At 54.1% G+C, this 18,894-nt stretch carries 15 protein-coding genes; 1 reads left to right on the top strand and 14 read right to left on the bottom strand.

Annotated features, from left to right (window positions below; all coding sequences use genetic code 11):
• Nucleotides 1-9: 9 nt before the first annotated feature.
• Complete coding sequence (ycgR, locus tag OGY08_RS19300) at nucleotides 10-744, bottom strand: flagellar brake protein YcgR (RefSeq protein ID WP_125362600.1); 735 nt, start codon at nucleotides 742-744, stop codon at nucleotides 10-12.
• Nucleotides 745-945: 201 nt separating this feature from the next.
• Between ycgR and OGY08_RS19295 the strand changes: the two genes are divergently transcribed.
• Entirely contained in the window at nucleotides 946-1,200 is a 255-nt protein-coding gene (locus OGY08_RS19295) for a GlsB/YeaQ/YmgE family stress response membrane protein (protein ID WP_048212573.1), read from the top strand.
• Between the two features lie 772 nt (nucleotides 1,201-1,972).
• On the opposite strand, the gene OGY08_RS19290 is transcribed toward OGY08_RS19295, so the two are convergent.
• From OGY08_RS19290 to OGY08_RS19230, 13 genes are all read right to left on the bottom strand, one after another.
• The gene (locus OGY08_RS19290; protein ID WP_079934748.1) at nucleotides 1,973-3,943 is read right to left on the bottom strand and encodes a TonB-dependent receptor plug domain-containing protein; all 1,971 of its coding nucleotides are present in this window, start codon (nucleotides 3,941-3,943) and stop codon (nucleotides 1,973-1,975) included.
• 23 nt (nucleotides 3,944-3,966) lie between these two features.
• Nucleotides 3,967-4,824, bottom strand: coding sequence for a ModD protein (gene modD, locus OGY08_RS19285; protein ID WP_125362599.1), 858 nt, complete (start codon nucleotides 4,822-4,824; stop codon nucleotides 3,967-3,969).
• On the bottom strand, nucleotides 4,821-5,633 hold the full coding sequence (locus OGY08_RS19280) for a class I SAM-dependent methyltransferase (RefSeq protein WP_125362598.1): 813 nt from the start codon (nucleotides 5,631-5,633) through the stop codon (nucleotides 4,821-4,823). The genes modD and OGY08_RS19280 overlap by 4 nt, the downstream gene beginning before the upstream one ends.
• Nucleotides 5,634-5,642: 9 nt before the next feature.
• Complete coding sequence (locus OGY08_RS19275) at nucleotides 5,643-6,404, bottom strand: ABC transporter ATP-binding protein (RefSeq protein ID WP_125362597.1); 762 nt, start codon at nucleotides 6,402-6,404, stop codon at nucleotides 5,643-5,645.
• Entirely contained in the window at nucleotides 6,401-7,360 is a 960-nt protein-coding gene (locus OGY08_RS19270) for a FecCD family ABC transporter permease (protein WP_416242372.1), read from the bottom strand. The genes OGY08_RS19275 and OGY08_RS19270 overlap by 4 nt, the downstream gene beginning before the upstream one ends.
• Nucleotides 7,361-7,386: 26 nt before the next feature.
• Nucleotides 7,387-8,409, bottom strand: coding sequence for an ABC transporter substrate-binding protein (locus OGY08_RS19265; protein WP_241176501.1), 1,023 nt, complete (start codon nucleotides 8,407-8,409; stop codon nucleotides 7,387-7,389).
• A 207-nt stretch (nucleotides 8,410-8,616) separates the two neighbouring features.
• Nucleotides 8,617-10,329 (bottom strand): alpha,alpha-trehalase, encoded by a 1,713-nt coding sequence (locus tag OGY08_RS19260; RefSeq protein WP_125362595.1) that lies wholly within the window; start codon nucleotides 10,327-10,329, stop codon nucleotides 8,617-8,619.
• Between the two features lie 170 nt (nucleotides 10,330-10,499).
• Nucleotides 10,500-11,930, bottom strand: a complete 1,431-nt coding sequence (dhaM, locus tag OGY08_RS19255; RefSeq protein WP_125362594.1) for a dihydroxyacetone kinase phosphoryl donor subunit DhaM — start codon at nucleotides 11,928-11,930, stop codon at nucleotides 10,500-10,502.
• Nucleotides 11,931-11,940: 10 nt separating this feature from the next.
• The gene (gene dhaL / locus OGY08_RS19250) at nucleotides 11,941-12,573 is read right to left on the bottom strand and encodes a dihydroxyacetone kinase subunit DhaL (RefSeq protein WP_020996617.1); all 633 of its coding nucleotides are present in this window, start codon (nucleotides 12,571-12,573) and stop codon (nucleotides 11,941-11,943) included.
• 11 nt (nucleotides 12,574-12,584) lie between these two features.
• Nucleotides 12,585-13,655 carry a dihydroxyacetone kinase subunit DhaK gene (gene dhaK / locus OGY08_RS19245; protein WP_125362593.1) on the bottom strand — a complete coding sequence of 357 codons (1,071 nt, stop codon included), beginning with the start codon at nucleotides 13,653-13,655 and terminating at the stop codon, nucleotides 12,585-12,587.
• 325 nt (nucleotides 13,656-13,980) lie between these two features.
• Nucleotides 13,981-15,255: a Glu/Leu/Phe/Val family dehydrogenase gene (locus tag OGY08_RS19240; RefSeq protein ID WP_020996616.1), complete on the bottom strand. Its 1,275-nt coding sequence runs from the start codon at nucleotides 15,253-15,255 to the stop codon at nucleotides 13,981-13,983.
• 322 nt (nucleotides 15,256-15,577) lie between these two features.
• On the bottom strand, nucleotides 15,578-16,546 hold the full coding sequence (locus tag OGY08_RS19235) for a Csu type fimbrial protein (RefSeq protein WP_032943727.1): 969 nt from the start codon (nucleotides 16,544-16,546) through the stop codon (nucleotides 15,578-15,580).
• Nucleotides 16,547-16,559: 13 nt separating this feature from the next.
• Nucleotides 16,560-18,845 (bottom strand): fimbria/pilus outer membrane usher protein, encoded by a 2,286-nt coding sequence (locus OGY08_RS19230; protein WP_125362592.1) that lies wholly within the window; start codon nucleotides 18,843-18,845, stop codon nucleotides 16,560-16,562.
• Between the last annotated feature and the right edge of the window lie 49 nt (nucleotides 18,846-18,894).

Raw genomic sequence — 18,894 nt, 5'->3', positions numbered from 1 at the left:
CGTGTGAGTTTATTCGCGCACCTTATTCGACTTTTCCCGGGCCTCGCGTTCAAGGGAAAAAATAATCCGCTGTAAGTTCCGCTCCACCGCCGGGCCGACGTTGAGAAAACGAAAGCTCAGGCGGGGAGTGGTAATGGTTTCGTTTTTGCTGTCGATAACTTTGCGCTCGCTAATGGAAATGAGCTGGGCGTCAACGTGATACACCCCCCATTGCTCCATATTCAGTTCAACCTGCGCGAAGCGTATACCTTCTACCAGTCCTTCTGGTTTTGCCGTTTCTAACAGCCCGCCCATACCGCCAAGCGATAAATCGAATAAGCGAAAGCACAGCGTGCTGTTGTCCGGCATTTTTGCCGTGCAGCGATAGGGAGGGTGCAGCGGAGCGCCGATGCGGAAATATTCACGACGCTGCACAAACCACAGAGAAGGCGGCAAGGATGAAATAAACGCCGGCAGTTGCTGATACTCGCCTTTTTTCAACTGTGGCAGGGTGAATTCTACTTTGGCTCCCTGCGTTTCGGCGATAATCGAGATCTTGCTGGCCCGCTGTACGGCCTGGTTTTCATATTCCTGGCTGCCAAAATCCATGACCAGCTCGTCCGGGCTGACGGCCAGAACTTTGCTGATGAACTGGCCGCCCGACCAGGAGATACGCAGTGGAACCTGCTGCGACTTTAAGTCCCGAAGTACACCTAACACCGCTAACGGATTTTGCTTCAGGAACTGCTCATTGTAGTTACTCACACCTAATGACTCCTGGATGCCTGGTTTGTCGTTGGGTTATCGGCATTAATCGACGGAACTTAATACAAATGGATGAAATTTTTTACCAAACCCAATGAATTAAGTCTGAGTGATAAAAGCATGTCGCGATGGCTTGCCTATACTTTAAGTGCTGGCGCAGGAATGTCTTGCGCGTGCGTTCACTGGAAAGAGGGCCTGAAAATGGGAATTATTGCCTGGATTATTTTTGGTCTGATTGCGGGGGTTATCGCCAAACTGATTATGCCGGGGCGTGATGGCGGTGGGTTTATCCTGACCTGTATTCTCGGTATTGTCGGTGCTGTGGTCGGTGGATGGTTGGCAACGATGTTTGGTATTGGCGGCGATGTCAGCGGATTTAATCTCCATAGCTTCCTGGTGGCCGTGGTCGGCGCGATTGTTGTGCTGGGTGTCTTCCGGCTTGTACGACGAGATTAATCGAACGGCCCCTGTGCGGTAATGCCGTTCAGTTAAGCATGTAAGGTGAACATGTGATTCTTGTTCAGGGTTCCGTTCACCTCAACGGTGTCATTTCTCTGAAGCGCAGATACCCGTGAACGTGCAAGGGAGGCTTGCCGCCGCCTCCCTTGCAACCCAGGCTCCCGGCGGGAAAATCGTCGCTACGCGATTCATTCGTCTTATGCCGCCTGCCTGTCGGGTCGGGGCCGAGCCTGCGTCCATGCAGGCCGTCCCCTCTGTCCGCATCCCTGCGGACAGCCCCGGTCAGCCGTCAACGCCTCATCGATTTTCAGCCGGACCGGGGGTATCGCTTCAGTGAACTGACTTCCAGTTAAATCTTTTTTGCTGTTTAAACAAAAAACACAGATGGTCAGGTGTGGACTGGTCCGGCTGAAAATTGCCGACGTGTTTCCGTAAGGCCGGGAGAGCCAGCATGGATGCTGGCTCAGGGCGCGCTTTGCAAGGACGCTTCCTCGCGCCCGGCCCGGTAGCCTTTAGGAATAAGCGGAGGGTATTGCGCAGCAACAATTTTCCCGCCGGGAGTCGGGATTGTAAAGGGCGTGACGGAGAACGCCCTTTACACGTTCACAGGAATCGGCGTTTCAGAGAAACTATGAACATGAGGTGAACGGAACCCTTTTTCTGAGAGTGCATATTCAAAACTTCTACCCACACCGGCGATACTTTCTGAAACTAAGGCGTTAACTGAAGAGCATTACTCCGAGTGGGGCCGTTTCTTTGCATCGTTAAATCAGAATTGATACTCAATTCCCGCCCAGTAATTACGGCCTTCTTCGATAAATCCTTCGCTGTACACGTATTGTGTATCGAACAGGTTATTGACCGAAGCGTTGACGCTGAACCCGTGACCGATGGCGTAGTCGGCGCGTAAATGGGTAATGGCGAAACCTGCGGCTTTCTGCGAGCCGTCGCTATTGCTATAGCTCGATGAGCGGGCCTCTTCAGACAGCGTAATGCTCAGCGGATCCCACGGTTTCAGCGTCATCCATGCGGTGAGGGTTTGCGTCGGCAAATCGGTTATTTTGCCGATGTCGCTGCGTTTGACATCCGCATGAATCAGGCCATAGCTCAGCCCAACATCCAGCATATCAAAGACTTTACCTTTAACGCCTGCATCCAGACCGGTGTAATCCACCCGGCCGCTGTTCTGATTCTGGATGGTATCGGCATCAATATTGTGTGAAAGAATGGCATCGCTGATGCGGTTGTAATAGACGCTGGCTTCGAATCCCCAGTCTTTACCAAGTGAACCATTCCAGGTCAGATCCACGCTGCGGGCGCGTTCCGGTTTAAGCTGCGGATTGACCAGCGCCACCTGGTTATAGGCCGGTTTCGAGGTGGTGTAGCGCTCTTTCAGTGTTGGGAAACGTGTTCTGTCAGAGTAGGACAGCGCTAATGTGTCTGAATTTTCAAAGTGATATTTGGTCATCATCTGCCAGTTGAAGGCCGACTGATTGTTGTCATCATAGTGGGTGACGCTACCATTTTTTTCGTGCTTCATGCCTTCCAGACTGTCGCGCCAGTCATAGCTTATTCCCGCCACGACATCGACGTTATCCGCTGCTGCCCACTGGTATTCGCTGGCAACGGACCAGGTGCGGTCTTCGTAACGGTCGTAAGACGCATTAGGTGCGCCTTTCTCGCGGTGAACATCATCCTTCCAGTTCACCGCGAAAGAGAGCTGGTCGTTTTCACGCATATCCGCAGCGAGCTGCAGACCAGCCCCATCGCTATAGTCTGAATAATGACTGTAGCTGCCTTTTTTGTTTTTCAGATCGGCAAGCGAGTTGTACATCATCAGCGTATTTTCAAAGGTATCGCGATACAGACGGCTTTTTAGTGTGAAACGATCGCCCAGATGGGTGGTGCCCTGATAGTAATAGCTTTCTTTATCGTACTGTGGCCATTGCCAGTAGCGTGATTTCTGACTGCTGGTTCCAGCGTACGGCGGGTTATCTTTTTCACCGTCCTGATTAATATAGGTCAGCACATATTCGTCATTACCACGTGGAGTAAAGCCCAGCTTCACGATGCCGCGTTTGTCATCGGCGGAGGAGTTAATCATCTTGCCGTTGCTGCCCGCAATAGGATTGTCCACGCCGTGCGGTAAGCCAAGGAAATCCTGCTTCAACTGACTGCCGCTGAGCTGGATGTAGCCGAGATCGTTGCTGGCGCCAAATGAAGCGTGCATATCGTGGGCATTGTCTTTGCTACGACTCCAGCCCTGGCGATAGCCAATGCTGCCTTCAATCGGTTTGGTGGGCTTTTGGGTGGTGATATTGATGGCGCCGCCCATCTGGTTCGGCCCTTGTAACAGCGACGAGTAACCTTTGGAGACTTCAACCGAAGCGATATCGGAGGTCAGAAAACGGCCTAAATCGAGGTTGCCATCATAGGGGATGTATACCGGCACGCCGTCAAAATAGACGGGAACCTGACGGCTGTCAAAACCGCGAACTTTCACCTGCTGTTCATTGCGGTTGCCTGACTTTTGCAGCACGACGCCGGGGACAACGCTCAGTGCCTGCGCCACGTTTTGCTTATCCAGTTGCTGCATCGTTTCCTGGCCGAGAACCGTAGTGGTTGCGGCGGAGGCCGGACTTGACCAGACGGTCATGGTTTCGCTTTCCTGCCCAGCAAAAGCACTGTGCGCGAAAGCAAACGACAGGGCTGTGTAAAGACAACTTTTGTTGAAATTCATTATTTTTAGTCCATTTATTAATGTTATATGCCACGTGCGTCCGGGCTCAGGCTAACTTTGATATCCGCGGGCGGAGCGTAGTAAGGCGCGGAAGTGATGAAAAGTCTGATGCCACAGTCGAGATAACTCGCCAGCGAGGCGAGGGTAATGCCGCCAGTCAGCGCCAGCGTACAATGGGGGGCCAGAGAAGGGGCCTGGCGGACAATTTCTGTTGCTTGCTCAGGGGTAAATTTGTCGAGTTGCAGGACATCGGGCGCGGCGCGTAGAGCGGCTAATGCCTCATCTGGCGTATCTGCTTCAACCACGATCTTTTTTTCTGGCGCATGGCTGCGTAAGCGCGCAATCGCACCTGACCAGTCGTTTGGATTGGTAAGAAAATGGCGGTGATTAGCAAACAGCAGTACCGTTTCGGCGCATCCTCCGCGATGGATAATGCCTCCCGCGGCGAGTATTGCCTGAGTCGCCAACAAACGCGTGCCGGGAATGGCTTTGCGGGTGCAGGCAATCTGCCCATCAGGATAGCGTTGGCGCAGTTGGCTCAACATGCTCTCAAGATAGCCCGAAACCCCGCAGCTCCATTCCAGGACATTTTGTACCGCTTTCCAGCCCTGGTGCAGCGCCGCCGCATTCCCATGTGCGCAAATCAATCGCTGTCCTGCACTTACCTGTTCACCATCGGCCACCATGTCGCTGACGGTCAGCCCTAATGAGGTGAGCATTTGTCTGGCAACGGCGGTGCCGCTAACGCATCCGCCCTGGCGATGGTAAAACGCCATAACGCCCGGCTGTGCGCCGATCCCCAACGCGCGGGTAGTCAGATCGCCGCCCTGAATATCTTCCAGCAGCAGCGCGTCGGTTTGCGCCTGCGAAAAGTAGATCATCGCAGCGCCTCCCGCGGCACGCTGTCCCACCAGATAAGCGCCCAGTCACGGCTGGCGGGGGCAATCGTGCGTGGATCCTGCTGTTGATACCAGGTTTCCAGACGTTCGACCTCGTCGGCGCTCAGTTCACCCATACTCCAGCGCACGTTTTCCAGAAAACGCGTCCAGGTGCTGTTGTCCTGCTGGCAGTTGGGTCCGCGGATAAAATCAACATGCGCGTGGATCCCCATCTGATACAGGACATTAAGCGCATAGATATAGTTGGGAAGCTCAATCACTTCGCGGCCCAGTGCACGCTGAATGGTGGGGGAAACGAAAGATGAACTGACGAGATGAGTGGTGTAAACCCGCAGTCGGGCCTGATTATTCAGTTTGGTCATCGCCTGGCGCATATCGGTAACCAGCGTAGAGCGCGAGGCGACGGCGATATCGCACTGGGGTAAATCATCCCAGTGTTCCTCCCAGGCCCGCTGCACCCACTGCACGTGACGGGCGTTCATTTGCGTAGCGCGGCGGGCAGCTACGCTAAGCATGCCCTGGCTGTAATCTACGCCGTAAATTATTGGCATCTTTTTAGCCAGCGCCAGCGAGACGGTACCGGGACCGCAACCCATGTCAAACAGCGACTCCGCCCCTTTCAGGTCGATTTTCCCCAGCAGTTGCAGCAGATAGCCGTCGGTTAATGAGGCGCAATTTTCCGCCATTTTTTCCGCACGTTTATCCCAGTGCTCCGGCTTTTTCTCGGTTCTGTTCGCCAGCTGTAACTGTTTACGGTAAAGATCGGCAAAATCAATGTCGTCAATGAGCATTCTTATTCCTTAGTTATGTGAGCCAAAGAGATGGTGAGTGATTTGTGACGGTGTAACGCGATACAGCGCTGCCAGACGATCGGTGGCGAGCTGCTGTTCAGGAAGTCCTTGTGACACTTCACCGTTCGGTTCAACGCGTACCACGCTGTCGGCGATTGCCCGGGCGTGCAACGGATGATGGGTCGACATCAGCAGGGCCATACCCGAGTTTTTCAGCGTCACTAGCGTGTCGAGCAGACGGATTTGATGCCCAAAATCCAGGCTGGAAGCGGGTTCATCCAGCAACAAAAGACGCGGACGCTGCGCCAGCGCGCGGGCAATTAACACCAGTTGCCGCTCTCCGCCGCTCAGCGTGTTCCAGCGTCGGGGCGCCAGGTGAGAGATTCCCAGCATCGTCATCTGCTGGTGCGCATTTTCACGCTCTTTAGCGCCGGGAACCGCAAATGCCGCCAATTGCGGGGCCAGCCCCATCATCACCATGTCCAGCGCAGTGAAGGCAAACGCGCCGTCATGTGCCTGAGGAACCCAGGCGATAGCGGCGGCGCGTTGCCGATCGCTGAGATGATTTATAGCGACGCCATCAAGCAGAATGTCACCGTGAAGCGGCGAAAGAACGCCGAGAATGGTGCGCATCAGGGTGGTTTTTCCACTGCCGTTGGCCCCAATCAGACAACAGACGGAGCCGGGCGAAACCTGAAATGAGATATCGCGTAACACGGGCTGGTGACTGTGGTATCCCAACGACGCATGGCGAACGGTCAGAAGCGTCATGGGCGATTTCCCCGTAGCAAAAGCAGCAAAAAGAACGGTGCGCCAATAAATGCCGTCAGGATCCCCAGCGGGATTTCTGTGCTGCTCAGCGTGCGGGCAAGAGTATCGGTGAGCAGCAGCAAAATGGCGCCGATCCCCATGGAAACTGGCAGCAACTGTTGGTGGTTATTGCCACTGAGGAGTCTGCCGATGTGCGGTACAACCAGCCCAATCCAGCCGATAATGCCCGCGATGGCAACGGTACAGGCGGTGATTAACGTTGCGCAGACGATCAGTCCCAGCCGCAATCGCGAGACGTTGATCCCAAGCGATCGTGCTTCATCATCCGACAGGGTGAGCAGGTTCATGCGCCAGCGCAGCAGCAATAGCGGGACCAGTCCTGCGAAGATCAGCGGTGCCGAGAACCACAGATCGTGCGGCGTGATCGTCGATAAACCGCCAAGCAGCCAGAAGGTGATAGAGGGGAGTTGGGTATACGGGTCGGCCAGCGTTTTGATGAGTGAAATTCCCGCGCCGCATACCGTGCCCAGCGCAATCCCGACCAGCACCAGTGTTAACACCGGGTCGTGTCGCTTGACTCGCCGGGTAATTAACCAGACACCGGCGACCACGAATAAACCGCCTATGAACGCATACAGCTGAATAAACAGGATCGGTAAACCTAACAGGATTGCTAAACAGGCACCTAAACCCGCACCCGCCGCCACGCCGAGAATATCCGGCGAGACCAGCGGGTTGCGGAACATGCCCTGATAGGTGGTTCCTGCGCCCGCCAGCGCCGCGCCGAGCAGCAATGCAGCCAGTATGCGTGGCAGGCGGATTTGCCAGAAGACGATTTTGTCCTGCATTGGAACGCCATCTGCACCGGCCACGAGATTCAAAACCTGTTGTGCATCCAGGCGATACGCGCCTGATACCGCGGCGACGCTCGCGCAAAGCACCACCGCAGCAATCATCAGAAAACCGAGGGTTGATGTTTTCATCAGACTGCCACCAACCTTTGATACTGTGCGTCGCTTAGCGTGGTGTGCCAGAACAATTCACTGTAGCGCTGCATATCGGCTTTAAAGCTCGCTTCAACCTGTGGATCAAGCCAGGCGTGCAGGCGGCGTAACCCCAGTAAACGGTTGATGCCAGGAGGTGCATCCAGCCAGCCAAACGGCAGACCGCTGAGAAACAGAATGCGCCGGTCAGCAACCGCTTTGACCCCTTGCCAGACCGGATCTTCTCGTAGGAACTGCGCTGTCACTGCATCCTGCACCAGGATAATATCCGGCTGCCAGCTGAGCAGATTTTCCATTGAGACCTGTGTGAGCCCCTGTCGTCCGGGGATGTGCGCCACATTGTGCAACCCCAGTAGTTCTGCTGCTTCGGTATGCAGAGAACCTTGTAAACCAGTCTCCAGTCCTCTGGCACCGCGCGCGGCATAAAAACGCAGATTCGCCGCGGGTGAATGCGAGAAAGCTATTGCATCATCGATAAATCGACGGGCCAGCGCGGCCTGCATTGCGGTTCGCGAGACGACGCCCAATACTTCACCGACTGCGCGCAGCTGTTCTGGGGTATGGCGCAATTCGCCGTTAATCAGCAGCCAGGGAATCTGCGTTTGTGTGCTCACTTGTCTGGCCTGAGAAAGCCAGGTTTCATCGGCATTACCGCAGTCAATAACCAGGTCAGGTTTAAGCGCCAGGAGTGCTTCAAGCGAGAGCGTGCTGGCGCGCCCCGCCAGCCTGCCGAGTTTCGGCAAAGTCCGAATGTTATCGTTAAACGGGATGGCGGTCTGGCGAGAGAAATCAAAGGAGGAAAGCCCCACCAGTTTTTCCGGTGCGACGGCCAGCAGCAGCATGTCAGCAGGCGCGCCCGCGCTGACCACGCGTTGGGTCGTTTCTGGCTTCGGAGAGTCTCCAATGGCCACAGTCAGCGAGGTTTGAGCAAACGCGGGAAGATGGCGTAGCAGCAGTGCAGATGCCACGAGTTGGGCAAACATCCGTCTTGTCAGTGGCATTATTGTTATCCTGAAGGTTACAAAATCGCTATATATTTACATATACAGCGAATAAAAACATGTTCAGAATCAATTTCTCACGGATGAAAACCCCGGATACCCCATAAGGGCTAGAGGCCATAGAGACAGCTGGAAGGGGGAAATATAAGAAAGAAAAATCCGCGACGAAGCGCGGATTCAGGAAGTAAAACGGCTCAGGCTATGATGTTATGGCGTCGGTTGAGTCTGTTTTTTAGACTCGATTGGCGCTGTACTTGCCGGGGTAGGTCGTGATGCGGGTACGTTGTCACAGGGCTTTTCTTTGGCGCAAATCAGGTCGAGCATTTTCAGCGTTACGCCGTTGGTCCAGCCGAAACCATCCTGCAACGGATACTCACCGCCGCCACCGCCGGTTCCAGTGGTGCTCACGTCATACTTCTCAACCAGCTTTTTCTCGCGATCGTAGGTGTGTTGAACATTGGTGAGGAATCGCCAGGTCACGTCCATGGCGACAGTATCCTGACCGTAATTCTGTAACCCGGATGCTGCGACCCACTGGAGCGGGGCCCAGCCATTGGGGGCATCCCACTGCTGGCCGCTATTCACCGACGTGGTAGCAAGGCCGCCCGGTTGCAGCAGATGTGCCTGGGTGGCCGTGGCGACTTTACTGGCGCGATCTTTTGCCGCTGCATTGACATATAGCGGGAACAGGGCGGCAGCCGTGAGCTGGTTGCGTACTTTGTGGCTTTTCAGATCGTAGTCGGCATACCAGCCTTCTTTGTCGTTCCACAGGTACTTCTCGATCCCTTTTTGTCGGGCATTAGCGAAGCCATCGTACTGCGCCGCTTTGGCATCATCACCAGCAGCCTTGCTGGCGAGGGCGATCATTTTTTCCATTTTGTACATCAGCGCATTGAGATCGACCGGAACGATGCTGGTGGTGCGCAGAGTGCCCAGCTGATTAGGATTGTCCATCCAGCGGGAACTAAAATCCCAGCCGGACGCGGCAGCTGAACGCAGGTCGCGGTAGATTTCTGTGGCCGGGCGGTTCGGGTTGCTTTTAGCGGTGGCGATATCCTCTACCCACGACTCTGGCCGAGGCGAATCGCGCTCATCCCAGTAGCGGTTCAAAATGGTGCCGTCATCCAGTTTAACTACGCGCTTATTTTGCTGACCGGGCTGGAGTGTTTCGACGCCCTCCATCCAGTAGCTGTATTCTTTGAGCATCTGCGGGAGGTATTTTTTCAGCGCGTCATTTCCGTCGTGCTGCGCCAGCAGTTCAACCATAAAGGCAAAGAACGGCGGTTGCGAACGACTCAGGTAGTAGGTGCGGTTGCCGTTAGGAATGTGTCCCCAGGAATCAATCTCGTAAGCGAAGTTTGCCACCATGTCCGAGACCTTATCCCAGTGATTGCTCTCGGCAAGCCCCAGCATGGTGAAATAGCTGTCCCAATAATATATTTCGCGAAAACGCCCGCCAGGTACCACATACGGTTCCGGGAGCGGCAGCAGCGAATCCCATTTTTCAGCGTCGGTTGTCGAACGGGTGAGTACCGGCCACAGGCCATCGATATGTTCGCGTAATGATTGCCCGGCCGGGGGCACGTATTTCTCGCCGTCTTTCGGCAACGTAAAATTCACTTGCACAAAATGGCGTAAGTCGAATCCGGACTGGTTTTTCTGCATCCGGTAATCGGCAAGGATCATTAATGGATCGCTGTTTGGCACCGCGTCCGCAAAGGTTTTCTGGTCAGGAAACAGTTTGGCTGTTTGTACATCGTTAAACAGGGGGCCAAGCAGAATATCAGGCGGCGCAGGCGTAGCGGCTGGTGCGTCCTCGGCGTTGACGGTAAAAGAGGAAAGGGCAAAAAAGGTGCTTGCGAGCGTCAGTTTTATTGCAACAGAGAGCAGGCCAGGATGGCGAGTTGCTGGCGTTATCATCGGTTAATCTCCTTAGCGGCGTGCCGAAGTAGCGGCATTTACCATGAGAAAACCTTAGTTCAGGAATGACCGTTGCGCGTGATCGGCTCCCCATTTTGCGAATAAACAGACATTTCCCGGCGTGAATAGAGAAGAAGCACACCCTTTGTTGGAAAGGGTGTGCTTCGGAATCAGTTTGCGCGGGTTATCCGCTGTGTGACACAGTCAATGGTCAGAGTATCGCCCATCTTGATGCTATTGAGAGCCGCGCCTTGCTGACACATCCAGCACAGACCCATTTCACGAGCGATAATCGCCGGATGCGAGGCTTCGCTGCCGTCCCGCAGGCAGATACCTTTGATGGTCTTCGGATCGAGTTGCAGTACCGTAGACGGATAAATGACATCAGCGACCAGGATAGTGGGGCGCAAGAACACGGGAATTTGTGCGCTCTCTCCCGTCAAATGCTGCAGTGAACGGGACAGCAAATCTTCAATATCAATGTATCGCGCCTGCAGATAAGGATCATCGAGCTGTAAATACTGCTGGCTGAGATCGCTCAGCACCTGATGCCAGGCCCAGGCGGCGCTGCACTGCTTTTCGCGCATTACATCGCAGGCCATTTCAAACAGTTCAGGATCGTCCAACAGCGTATGGTGACCGGAGAAGATGGCGGCGATATCTGCGGAATATCGTTCTTCAGCAAGTGCAGTGAGTTCGCTCAGATCGTTCAGCGTACTTTGGATGGCGGTCTGTAATCGCTGTTGCTCAGCCTGGAGTGATGCGGCTGGCTGCGGGTTTACCTCGGGCGAGAACGGCGTGTGACAGAATGCCGTCCCCGTGACTTTTGAGGGAGCCTGAGTTGCCTTGTTATCAGCATTAGCGGACTCGAGCGATTCACCAAAATTCTCCGCTGCCAGCTGTTTAAATGCGGCCAGCGCATCCTCTGCCTGTTCGCCTTTGGCAATCAGGCGCAGCGTGTCATTACAGCGTACCTGCAGCAGAGCTATCTGATTCAGGCTATCAGGAACCACACACTTGCCGTTTTTCTCCAGCCACATGTCGGCGTTAAAACCAGACAACGCGGAAACCAGCCGCGAAGCCGGGCGAACGTGGATGCCGTTAGGGTTTTTCACCACAATGGCAACAGAACGGGCATCTGCATCGGGAGACAGTGCAGCAGATGCGGGTTTCGCTGCGGATGGCGAAGGTAAACCCAGTTGCTCACATTTGGCGTCGAGGGCGTTCATGGCATCACGGATGACCCGATCGATATCAGCACCCGCGGCGGCGCTAACCGTCGCGGCCAGTGTGCCTTCAACCAGTGGTGCTGCGCACAAACGCACTTTGGTGGCAATGCCAGGGTCGAGCAGTTCCAGCGCGGTTTCCGCACTCAGTAATGCACTACCGATGTCCATCATCACCAGCACGTGGTCCGTATCGGCCACGGACTCGATGGCTTCCATCACCTTGATCGGATCGGTGCCAATCGGATTCTCAGGATCATCAATGCCTGCGGCAATGGCGATTTTGCAATCACCGCCCATTAACATCTGCCGGGCCAGCGCACCGACGCCTTCGCCCAGTTGGGCGCTGTGAGAAACAATAACCAGGTTTACCATCGCTTTATCCTTACTCTCTGGACGCCTGAGCTAGCATTTGCATCATAAACATGACCGACGTTGCGCCGGGATCCTGATGCCCAATACTGCGCTCACCAAGATAGCTGGCACGGCCTTTGCGAGCCTGCATGGTGATGGTGCTTTGCGCTGCGGCTTCCGCTTGCTGGCTTGCCGCTTCCAGCGCTGCCTGTACGCTTAACTTTTGCTCGCAGGACTGACGTAAGGATTCGACAACCGGTAGCCAGACGTCGCACATGGTTTTGTCGCCAGGTTCAGCCTTACCGCGGCTAATCACACCTTCTGCGCCATCACGCATCATTTGATACAGCTCTTCAAGCGTCAGGCTTTGATGAGCCTGAGTCACCTGGGCGGCGCGAATAAAAAAGGTGCCAAACAGCGGTCCACTGGCCCCGCCGACGCTTGAGAGCAGCACCATACCGGTGTTTTTCAAAATAAAGCCGATGTCTTTGTCTGCGATGGACGGCAGCTTTTCAACGACTTTGCTGAAACCACGATGCATGTTCAGACCGTGGTCGGCATCGCCGATCTCCCGGTCAAGTCCGGTGAGAAAATCACTTTCTGTGGTGAAGATCTCGCCGCAACGATAGAGCCAGTTAACAATTTGCGTTCTGTTGAGGGACATCATGAATCTCCTTATTTACCCCAGTTGAGGGCAGGGGTGTGAACCGGTGCATCCCATAAGCTCAGCGTTTCGTCATCTACATGTAACAGGGTGATCGAGAAACCGGTCATATCCAGAGAGGTACAGTAAGAACCGATCAGGTTGCGCTCAATGACGATGCCTGCATCCTGACAACGCCTTTCCAGGCGGTTATACACGCCGAAGAGTTCAGACAACGGCGTCGCGCCGAGATTATTGACCAGCGCAATAACGCGATCGCCACTTTGTAACGCACGCTTGCTTTCTTTACCTTCCTGCCACGCGCCCTGGACGTTGTCCCAGTGGCGGAGTGTACGGCTGTAGTTACCGTTTTCCAGCAGGGTATCGAACATTTCATCAACGGTCTGATCGAGAGAGGTGAAGGGGCGACGGTCAATGCCGGGTTCCCCGTGGATACCTACGCCAAACTCCATTTCGTTATCCTGCAGCGTGAACGACGGTTGTCCGGCGGCTGGAACGGTACAGGCGCCAATGGCTATGCCAATGGAGTGGCCCTGGTTATTCAGCTTACGGCCCAACGCCGCACAGGCTTCCAGCGAATCACCGCGTTCGGCGGCCGCACCGACCAGTTTTTCGATCAATACGGTATTCGCCACGCCACGTCGACCGGCGGTATACAAACTGTCTTTCACCGCCACGTCGTCATCCACCACCATGGTGGTGACTTTGACACCGCTTTCATGCAGCAGCTCGGTGGCGGTTTCGAAATTAAGAATGTCGCCGGTGTAATTTTTGATTATCAGCAGCACGCCTTCGCCACCGTCAATTTGCATGGCGCATTCGAACATTTTATCCGGCGTGGGTGAGGTAAAAATCTCACCTGGACAGGCGCCAGAGAGCATGCCCTGACCAATGTAGCCGCAGTGCATAGGTTCGTGTCCGCTGCCGCCACCGGAAAGCAGTGCCACTTTGCCCATCACCGGCGCATCTGCGCGGGTGACATATACCGGATCCTGATGCAGTGCCAGGGAAGGATACGCTTTCGCCAGTCCGGCGAGTTGTTCATTCAGTACGTCTTCAACACGGTTGATCAATTTTTTCATTATTTATGCTCCGCAGACAGTCCTGGATGGCTGCCAAATTCGGGCAGGCATCTGATGTAGGGTATCGGTTGGTTCAACGTCACGGCGACCGCTCGCTGCCGATAAGGTAATTTTGCACACGGGTACGCAAAAGAAAATTGCTGTGAAGGGCGTTTCAATACGGAACGCCATCATTTTATAACGTTCCATATTGAAACGTAGTGGTGCATAAAACAGCGAAAATGAGAGATCGGGCAGTATTTAATGGGGAAAGACTACGTGCAGGATTTTGCTAAAAAAAACCACCTGCCAGGCAGGTGGTTTATGCGAGGGAAAATTATCGGTATTAGCCCGGATAAATTCCGCGATCTTTACGTGCCAGCAGAATGCGTTCGCAGGCAACAATGTAGGCTGCTGTACGCAGGGAGCAGGATTTCTCAGCTGCTTTTTCCCATACGTGCACCATCGCATCAGTCATGATTTTGTCCATGCGATTGTTGATCTCTTCTTCACTCCAGAAGAAGCTTGCCATGTCCTGGACCCATTCGAAGTAGCTGACGGTTACGCCGCCTGCATTACATACGACGTCAGGTACCACGATGATACCGCGGCTTGCCAGCATATCATCGGCATCCGGGTAAGTCGGGCCGTTAGCGCCCTCAAGTACCAGTTTGCAGGTCAGCATTTCTGCACGCTGACGGGTAATCTGTCCTTCCAGCGCGGCAGGGATAAGGATATCCATCTCCACGCTCCAGAAGGCTTCGCTGGCGATGGTTTCAGCGCCTGGGAAACCGGCAATCTGTTTGTGCTCTAACTGCCAGGCAGACAGCGCGGTCATGTCGATACCCGTGGAGTTAAACAGCGTTGCGGTGTGATCCTGAATAGCGACGACACGCGCACCCGCTGCGGCGAACAGGCGGGCGGCTTCGCTGCCGACGTTACCGAAACCTTGTACCGCCACGCGAGCGCCTTCAACTTCAATGTTCGCACGACGCGCGACTTCCAGACCGCTGACGAAAACGCCGCGACCGGTGGCTTTATCACGGCCTAACGAGCCGCCGAGGTGAATAGGTTTACCGGTGACCACACTGGTCACGGTGGTGCCGTGGTTCATGGAGTAGGTATCCATCATCCAGGCCATGACTTTTCCGTTCGTACCTACATCCGGCGCAGGAATGTCTTTCTGCGGCCCAATGATAATGCCGATTTCGCTGGTATAACGGCGGGTTAAACGCTCCAGTTCACCTTCAGAAAGTGAGAACGGATCGACGCGCACACCGCCTTTGGCTCCGCCGTACGGCAGGTTCAACGCTGCGCATTTGATGGTCATCCATGCAGACAGGGCCATCACTTCATTAAGATCAACATCAGGATGATAACGCACACCGCCTTTGCCCGGACCGCGGGAGAGGTTATGTTGCACGCGATACCCTTCAAAATGACGGATAGTGCCGTCATCCATCTGCACCGGGATATCGACAATCAGCGCGCGTTTTGGGTGGCGCAGGGTATCCACCCAATGGGAAAGTTCGCCCAGGTAAGGGGCCACACGCTCGATTTGTTGCAGGTAGGTATTCCAGGCAGATGTGCTGCTATCTGAAGCGTAAGATAACTTATCCATGATAAACCTTAGTTATAAAAGTAATATGTTCTTAATTTGGCCGTGGTATACAGTGAATCTCACCATATAAACCTAAATTTAACATTTTTTTCATAGAACAGCCTGCCTGGCTAACACGGATTATCGGTATGAGTAGTGTGGGTTTTGGCTTGGTAGTGAATAGTTATTCTTTATTTTGGCTGTAATCGCGGTTGTTTTGCGGTTTATGTAGTTTAATATGCATAACTTGTAAAAATCGCAATTTGTCAGATTTATGACGCACCTCTAAAAGTAAATAATATGATAATAAAATGTGTTTGCTTTATTGCTGTTAAGCTGGGCGTCAGTAGGTCACGGCGATGGTGACAGTATCGGCATAGTTGTCTGGCGTGTAGTTCGCGCTGGGAACGGTGGCGTAAACCGGGTAGGTAGTCGTTGTCCCCGTGCCGTTGCCTGCAACGGTATTAAGCGCAGTATTGCCCCAGATCGTACCGGAAGGACCTGGCGTCGAACTAAGCTGGTAGGGGACTTTATCCGTATTTGACCCCGTGCCTGCCATCACGCCGCTGCCTGCCGTATTGCCGTTGGAGGGTTGAAGTCCGATGGTGTAAGGGGTGTTATTAGAGCATGCTACGCCAACGGTGTTTGACGCCGTGAGATTACGACCCGTTCCGCTGGTGGGGGCAAAGCTGATGTTAGTCGCGGAGGTGATATTACACTGTTTGCTGACAGCAGCTGTGACGGTGAAAGGAAACCTGGCGGCAACGGTATCACCACAGGTGGTCGGCGGGAAAAGCAATCCAGGATTAAGGGTGACAAGGGCTGTTGCCGTCGTATAGCTATCCTGATAATTTCCGGGGACGGCTGCCGTTTGTGGCGTGACGATCTGCGCCGATACCGTGAGTGAACCGGTCACTGGCGTCAGATTCAGCAGGTTAAGCTGTACCATCGGAAAAGTGGTTCCCGACTGATACTGGCTGCCCCAGACTTTGGTGCGCCCGCTATCCTGGTAAAGCTGGTATGCCAGCGTTCTGGCGGGGTTTCCGCTTAACGACATATTTCGCGGTGTCACCTGGCCACTGACGGCCGAGGCGCCAATATTAAAACAGAGATTGATCCCTGCCAGCACGTCACCAAGCTCTTTGGTGCAAGTGTAACTGAACGTCATTGATGACGTTGCGCCTGTCGCAGACAGTGGATTGACCGAACCTAAATTTATGGCTTGCACATTGCTCACCGAACAGGTTACCGCATGGCTAATTGCCGGACAAAAAAGTACGGCAGCGATGAGTAGCAGATGTCTTAACCTCATGAGCGCACTCCTGTTAGTGTGGGCGACAAACCAGTGGGCCTATTTGCACAATCCCCTTTGCTGACGCGGGATAGTCAAATTGCACGCGACAACTACCGGTGTCCGTCTCAACGCGCAGCGTGTTGTGCTGCTCCAGGGTGTCGAACCATGTCATTCCATCAAAGCCAACGACAGACGATTGTCCTTTTCCGTTGATGGCGTAAGCCATGCTGCCTTCAGGAATTGGCTTACCCTGATTATCGACGAGGATAATCTGCGCAGCGCGGACGGGGGTGATGCCAAAGCTAACCAAAGTACCGGAACGATCGGCTGGCGTGGCATTCGTCTCAACGCGTGCGATCCGCATATTGGCAGGGAGATCCATCGGGTCAATACTGATCAGGTTTTTTTGATAACTGTTAAGCGGTGTGACCAGCAGTAGTCCCTGGTCATCGCTGCGACCAATCAGGTTATTTTGCAATTTGACCGGAACATCAGGCACGCCGTCAGTTGAGACGACGGCAAAACCATTATTGATTTCTCTTGCTGCAAACAGGCCGCCTCCCATAGTCACCAGCGATCCGGTTGCGCCTGCATAACCGTAATGATTATCCGGTAAACGGCTGAATCCCGCGTACGCTTTACCATAACGTCCCAGATATCCCACTTCTCCCTGGCCACTTTGCCGGGAAGCCTGCTGACTGGCAGCCAGATTCCAGCCCCAGCCGCCGTCAGCAGGGGGCGTCAGGCTGGCGTTGAGCTGGTAACCGGTTTCGTCGTTGGTACGTTGTAGGGTGCTGCTGGCGCTCAGATTGTTGTCGGTCGTGATGGTTACCATCAGATAGAGGCTACGATCGCGGTTGTCGTCAATGTTCTGGTTGAATCCGGCATTCAGTGAGATGTTGTCGGTGAGTGATTTAAACCAGCTGGCATTGGCGTAGCGCACCGCATTTTCGTGTGGATATCGAAACTGCAAATAGCTCAGGCTGACATTTCCAGCTGCTTCCAGCGAATAACCAATAACCGTGTTGCTGTTAAGCGTGGGGGGCGGCTCACCGTAATGGGTGGCGACATCGCGATAATCGCCGGAAGTTGCCGTGGTACTGGTACTGAAATTAAACCGTTCGCCGGACCAACGGTAACCAAAACTGTACAAAAACCCGTTCTTTCCTGAGTCGGTACTTGCGGCAAGTGAGGTCGAAAACGTGCCGCTGCGGGTTCCTGGGATCCAGTCGTTACTGAAGCCCGCGTTAATCAGTCCATCGCTGGTTTCCGCGTGAGTCCCGGCGGTGAACGTATTGCTAAACCCGCGACGCCACGTAGCGCTCAATACCGGTGCGCTGGCATAATCAAAAGAGGAGTAACCATAATTTTCGCGTACCGTGCCTAATTCTGCCGACCAGGCGGTTAATCCTTCCCGCAGGAGTTGCTGATCGTTGTAGAACGAGAAATTTTGTACGCTCGTTCTGCCCAATGCATCTGTCATCATCACCTGACCCGTTCCCGCGCCGCTGATGTTAGGCATTGTGTTGATCTGAAAGCTACCTGCGGGGACTTCTCCGTTGTAGTACCTGACGCCGTCGACGTACAGCTCAACGTTTGACGGTAACGTCGCGGATCCCAGATATGCTGGAAGCGGGGTGGTTGGCATATAGGGCTGTAACCCAAAATCGGTGCCTATCTGAATGCCGCCGATTCGCGTCGGTCGAGACCAGATGAGTGAACTTGTCAGGGTATCGCCAACGGTTAACGCCAACATCGAATCAGGAAATGACGTACGCCAGCTGGTGTCGAGGCGCTCAACGCTGTTATCGGCATATTCCTCGGTAGAGTACTGCGTCAACTGAGTGGTGCTGAGCACGCCGGTCGCATTGAAGGCGCGAATTTCGCTGAAGGTATTGATTGCGCTTTCATCCCCCTGTTGCGTATAGATATCATAATTGAGCAGCGCCCCGCGTGATGTTGTTGCCGTTGGCGCGGTTTCGGTGGGCGAGTTAAGCTGCGTGGTCGCAAGATCGAGTGAACTGAGCGGCGCAGTAAGCGAGAGCGTTTGCAACTGAACGTTGTAGTCAATGGTTAGCTGGGGGATATCGTTCAGGCAGACGGCGTTAGTGGCGTCTGGAGCAAAGCGAAAGCCCATTTTACGCAGAGTATCTGCTCCTGCATAAAGCTTTCCATTATCGTAGCCAAAATGAACCAGCCCAACGGGATTCCCATTTAAGGTGACGTCGAGATACAAATCGACTCCCGTAATCTGCGAGGCGCTATTAATAACACCATTTTCGTTCTGGTTATTATTCAGCGTTTGTGCGCAAACCATTCCCGATATTAATACTCCATTGAGAAAGCAATATTTCACCAGAAGCCAG

The sequence above is a fragment of the Citrobacter sp. Cpo069 genome, from assembly GCF_030332785.1.
Lineage (GTDB): Bacteria > Pseudomonadota > Gammaproteobacteria > Enterobacterales > Enterobacteriaceae > Citrobacter > Citrobacter portucalensis.
Note: the sequence above shows the minus strand (reverse complement) of the source record. Positions and strands in the feature narration are given on the sequence as shown.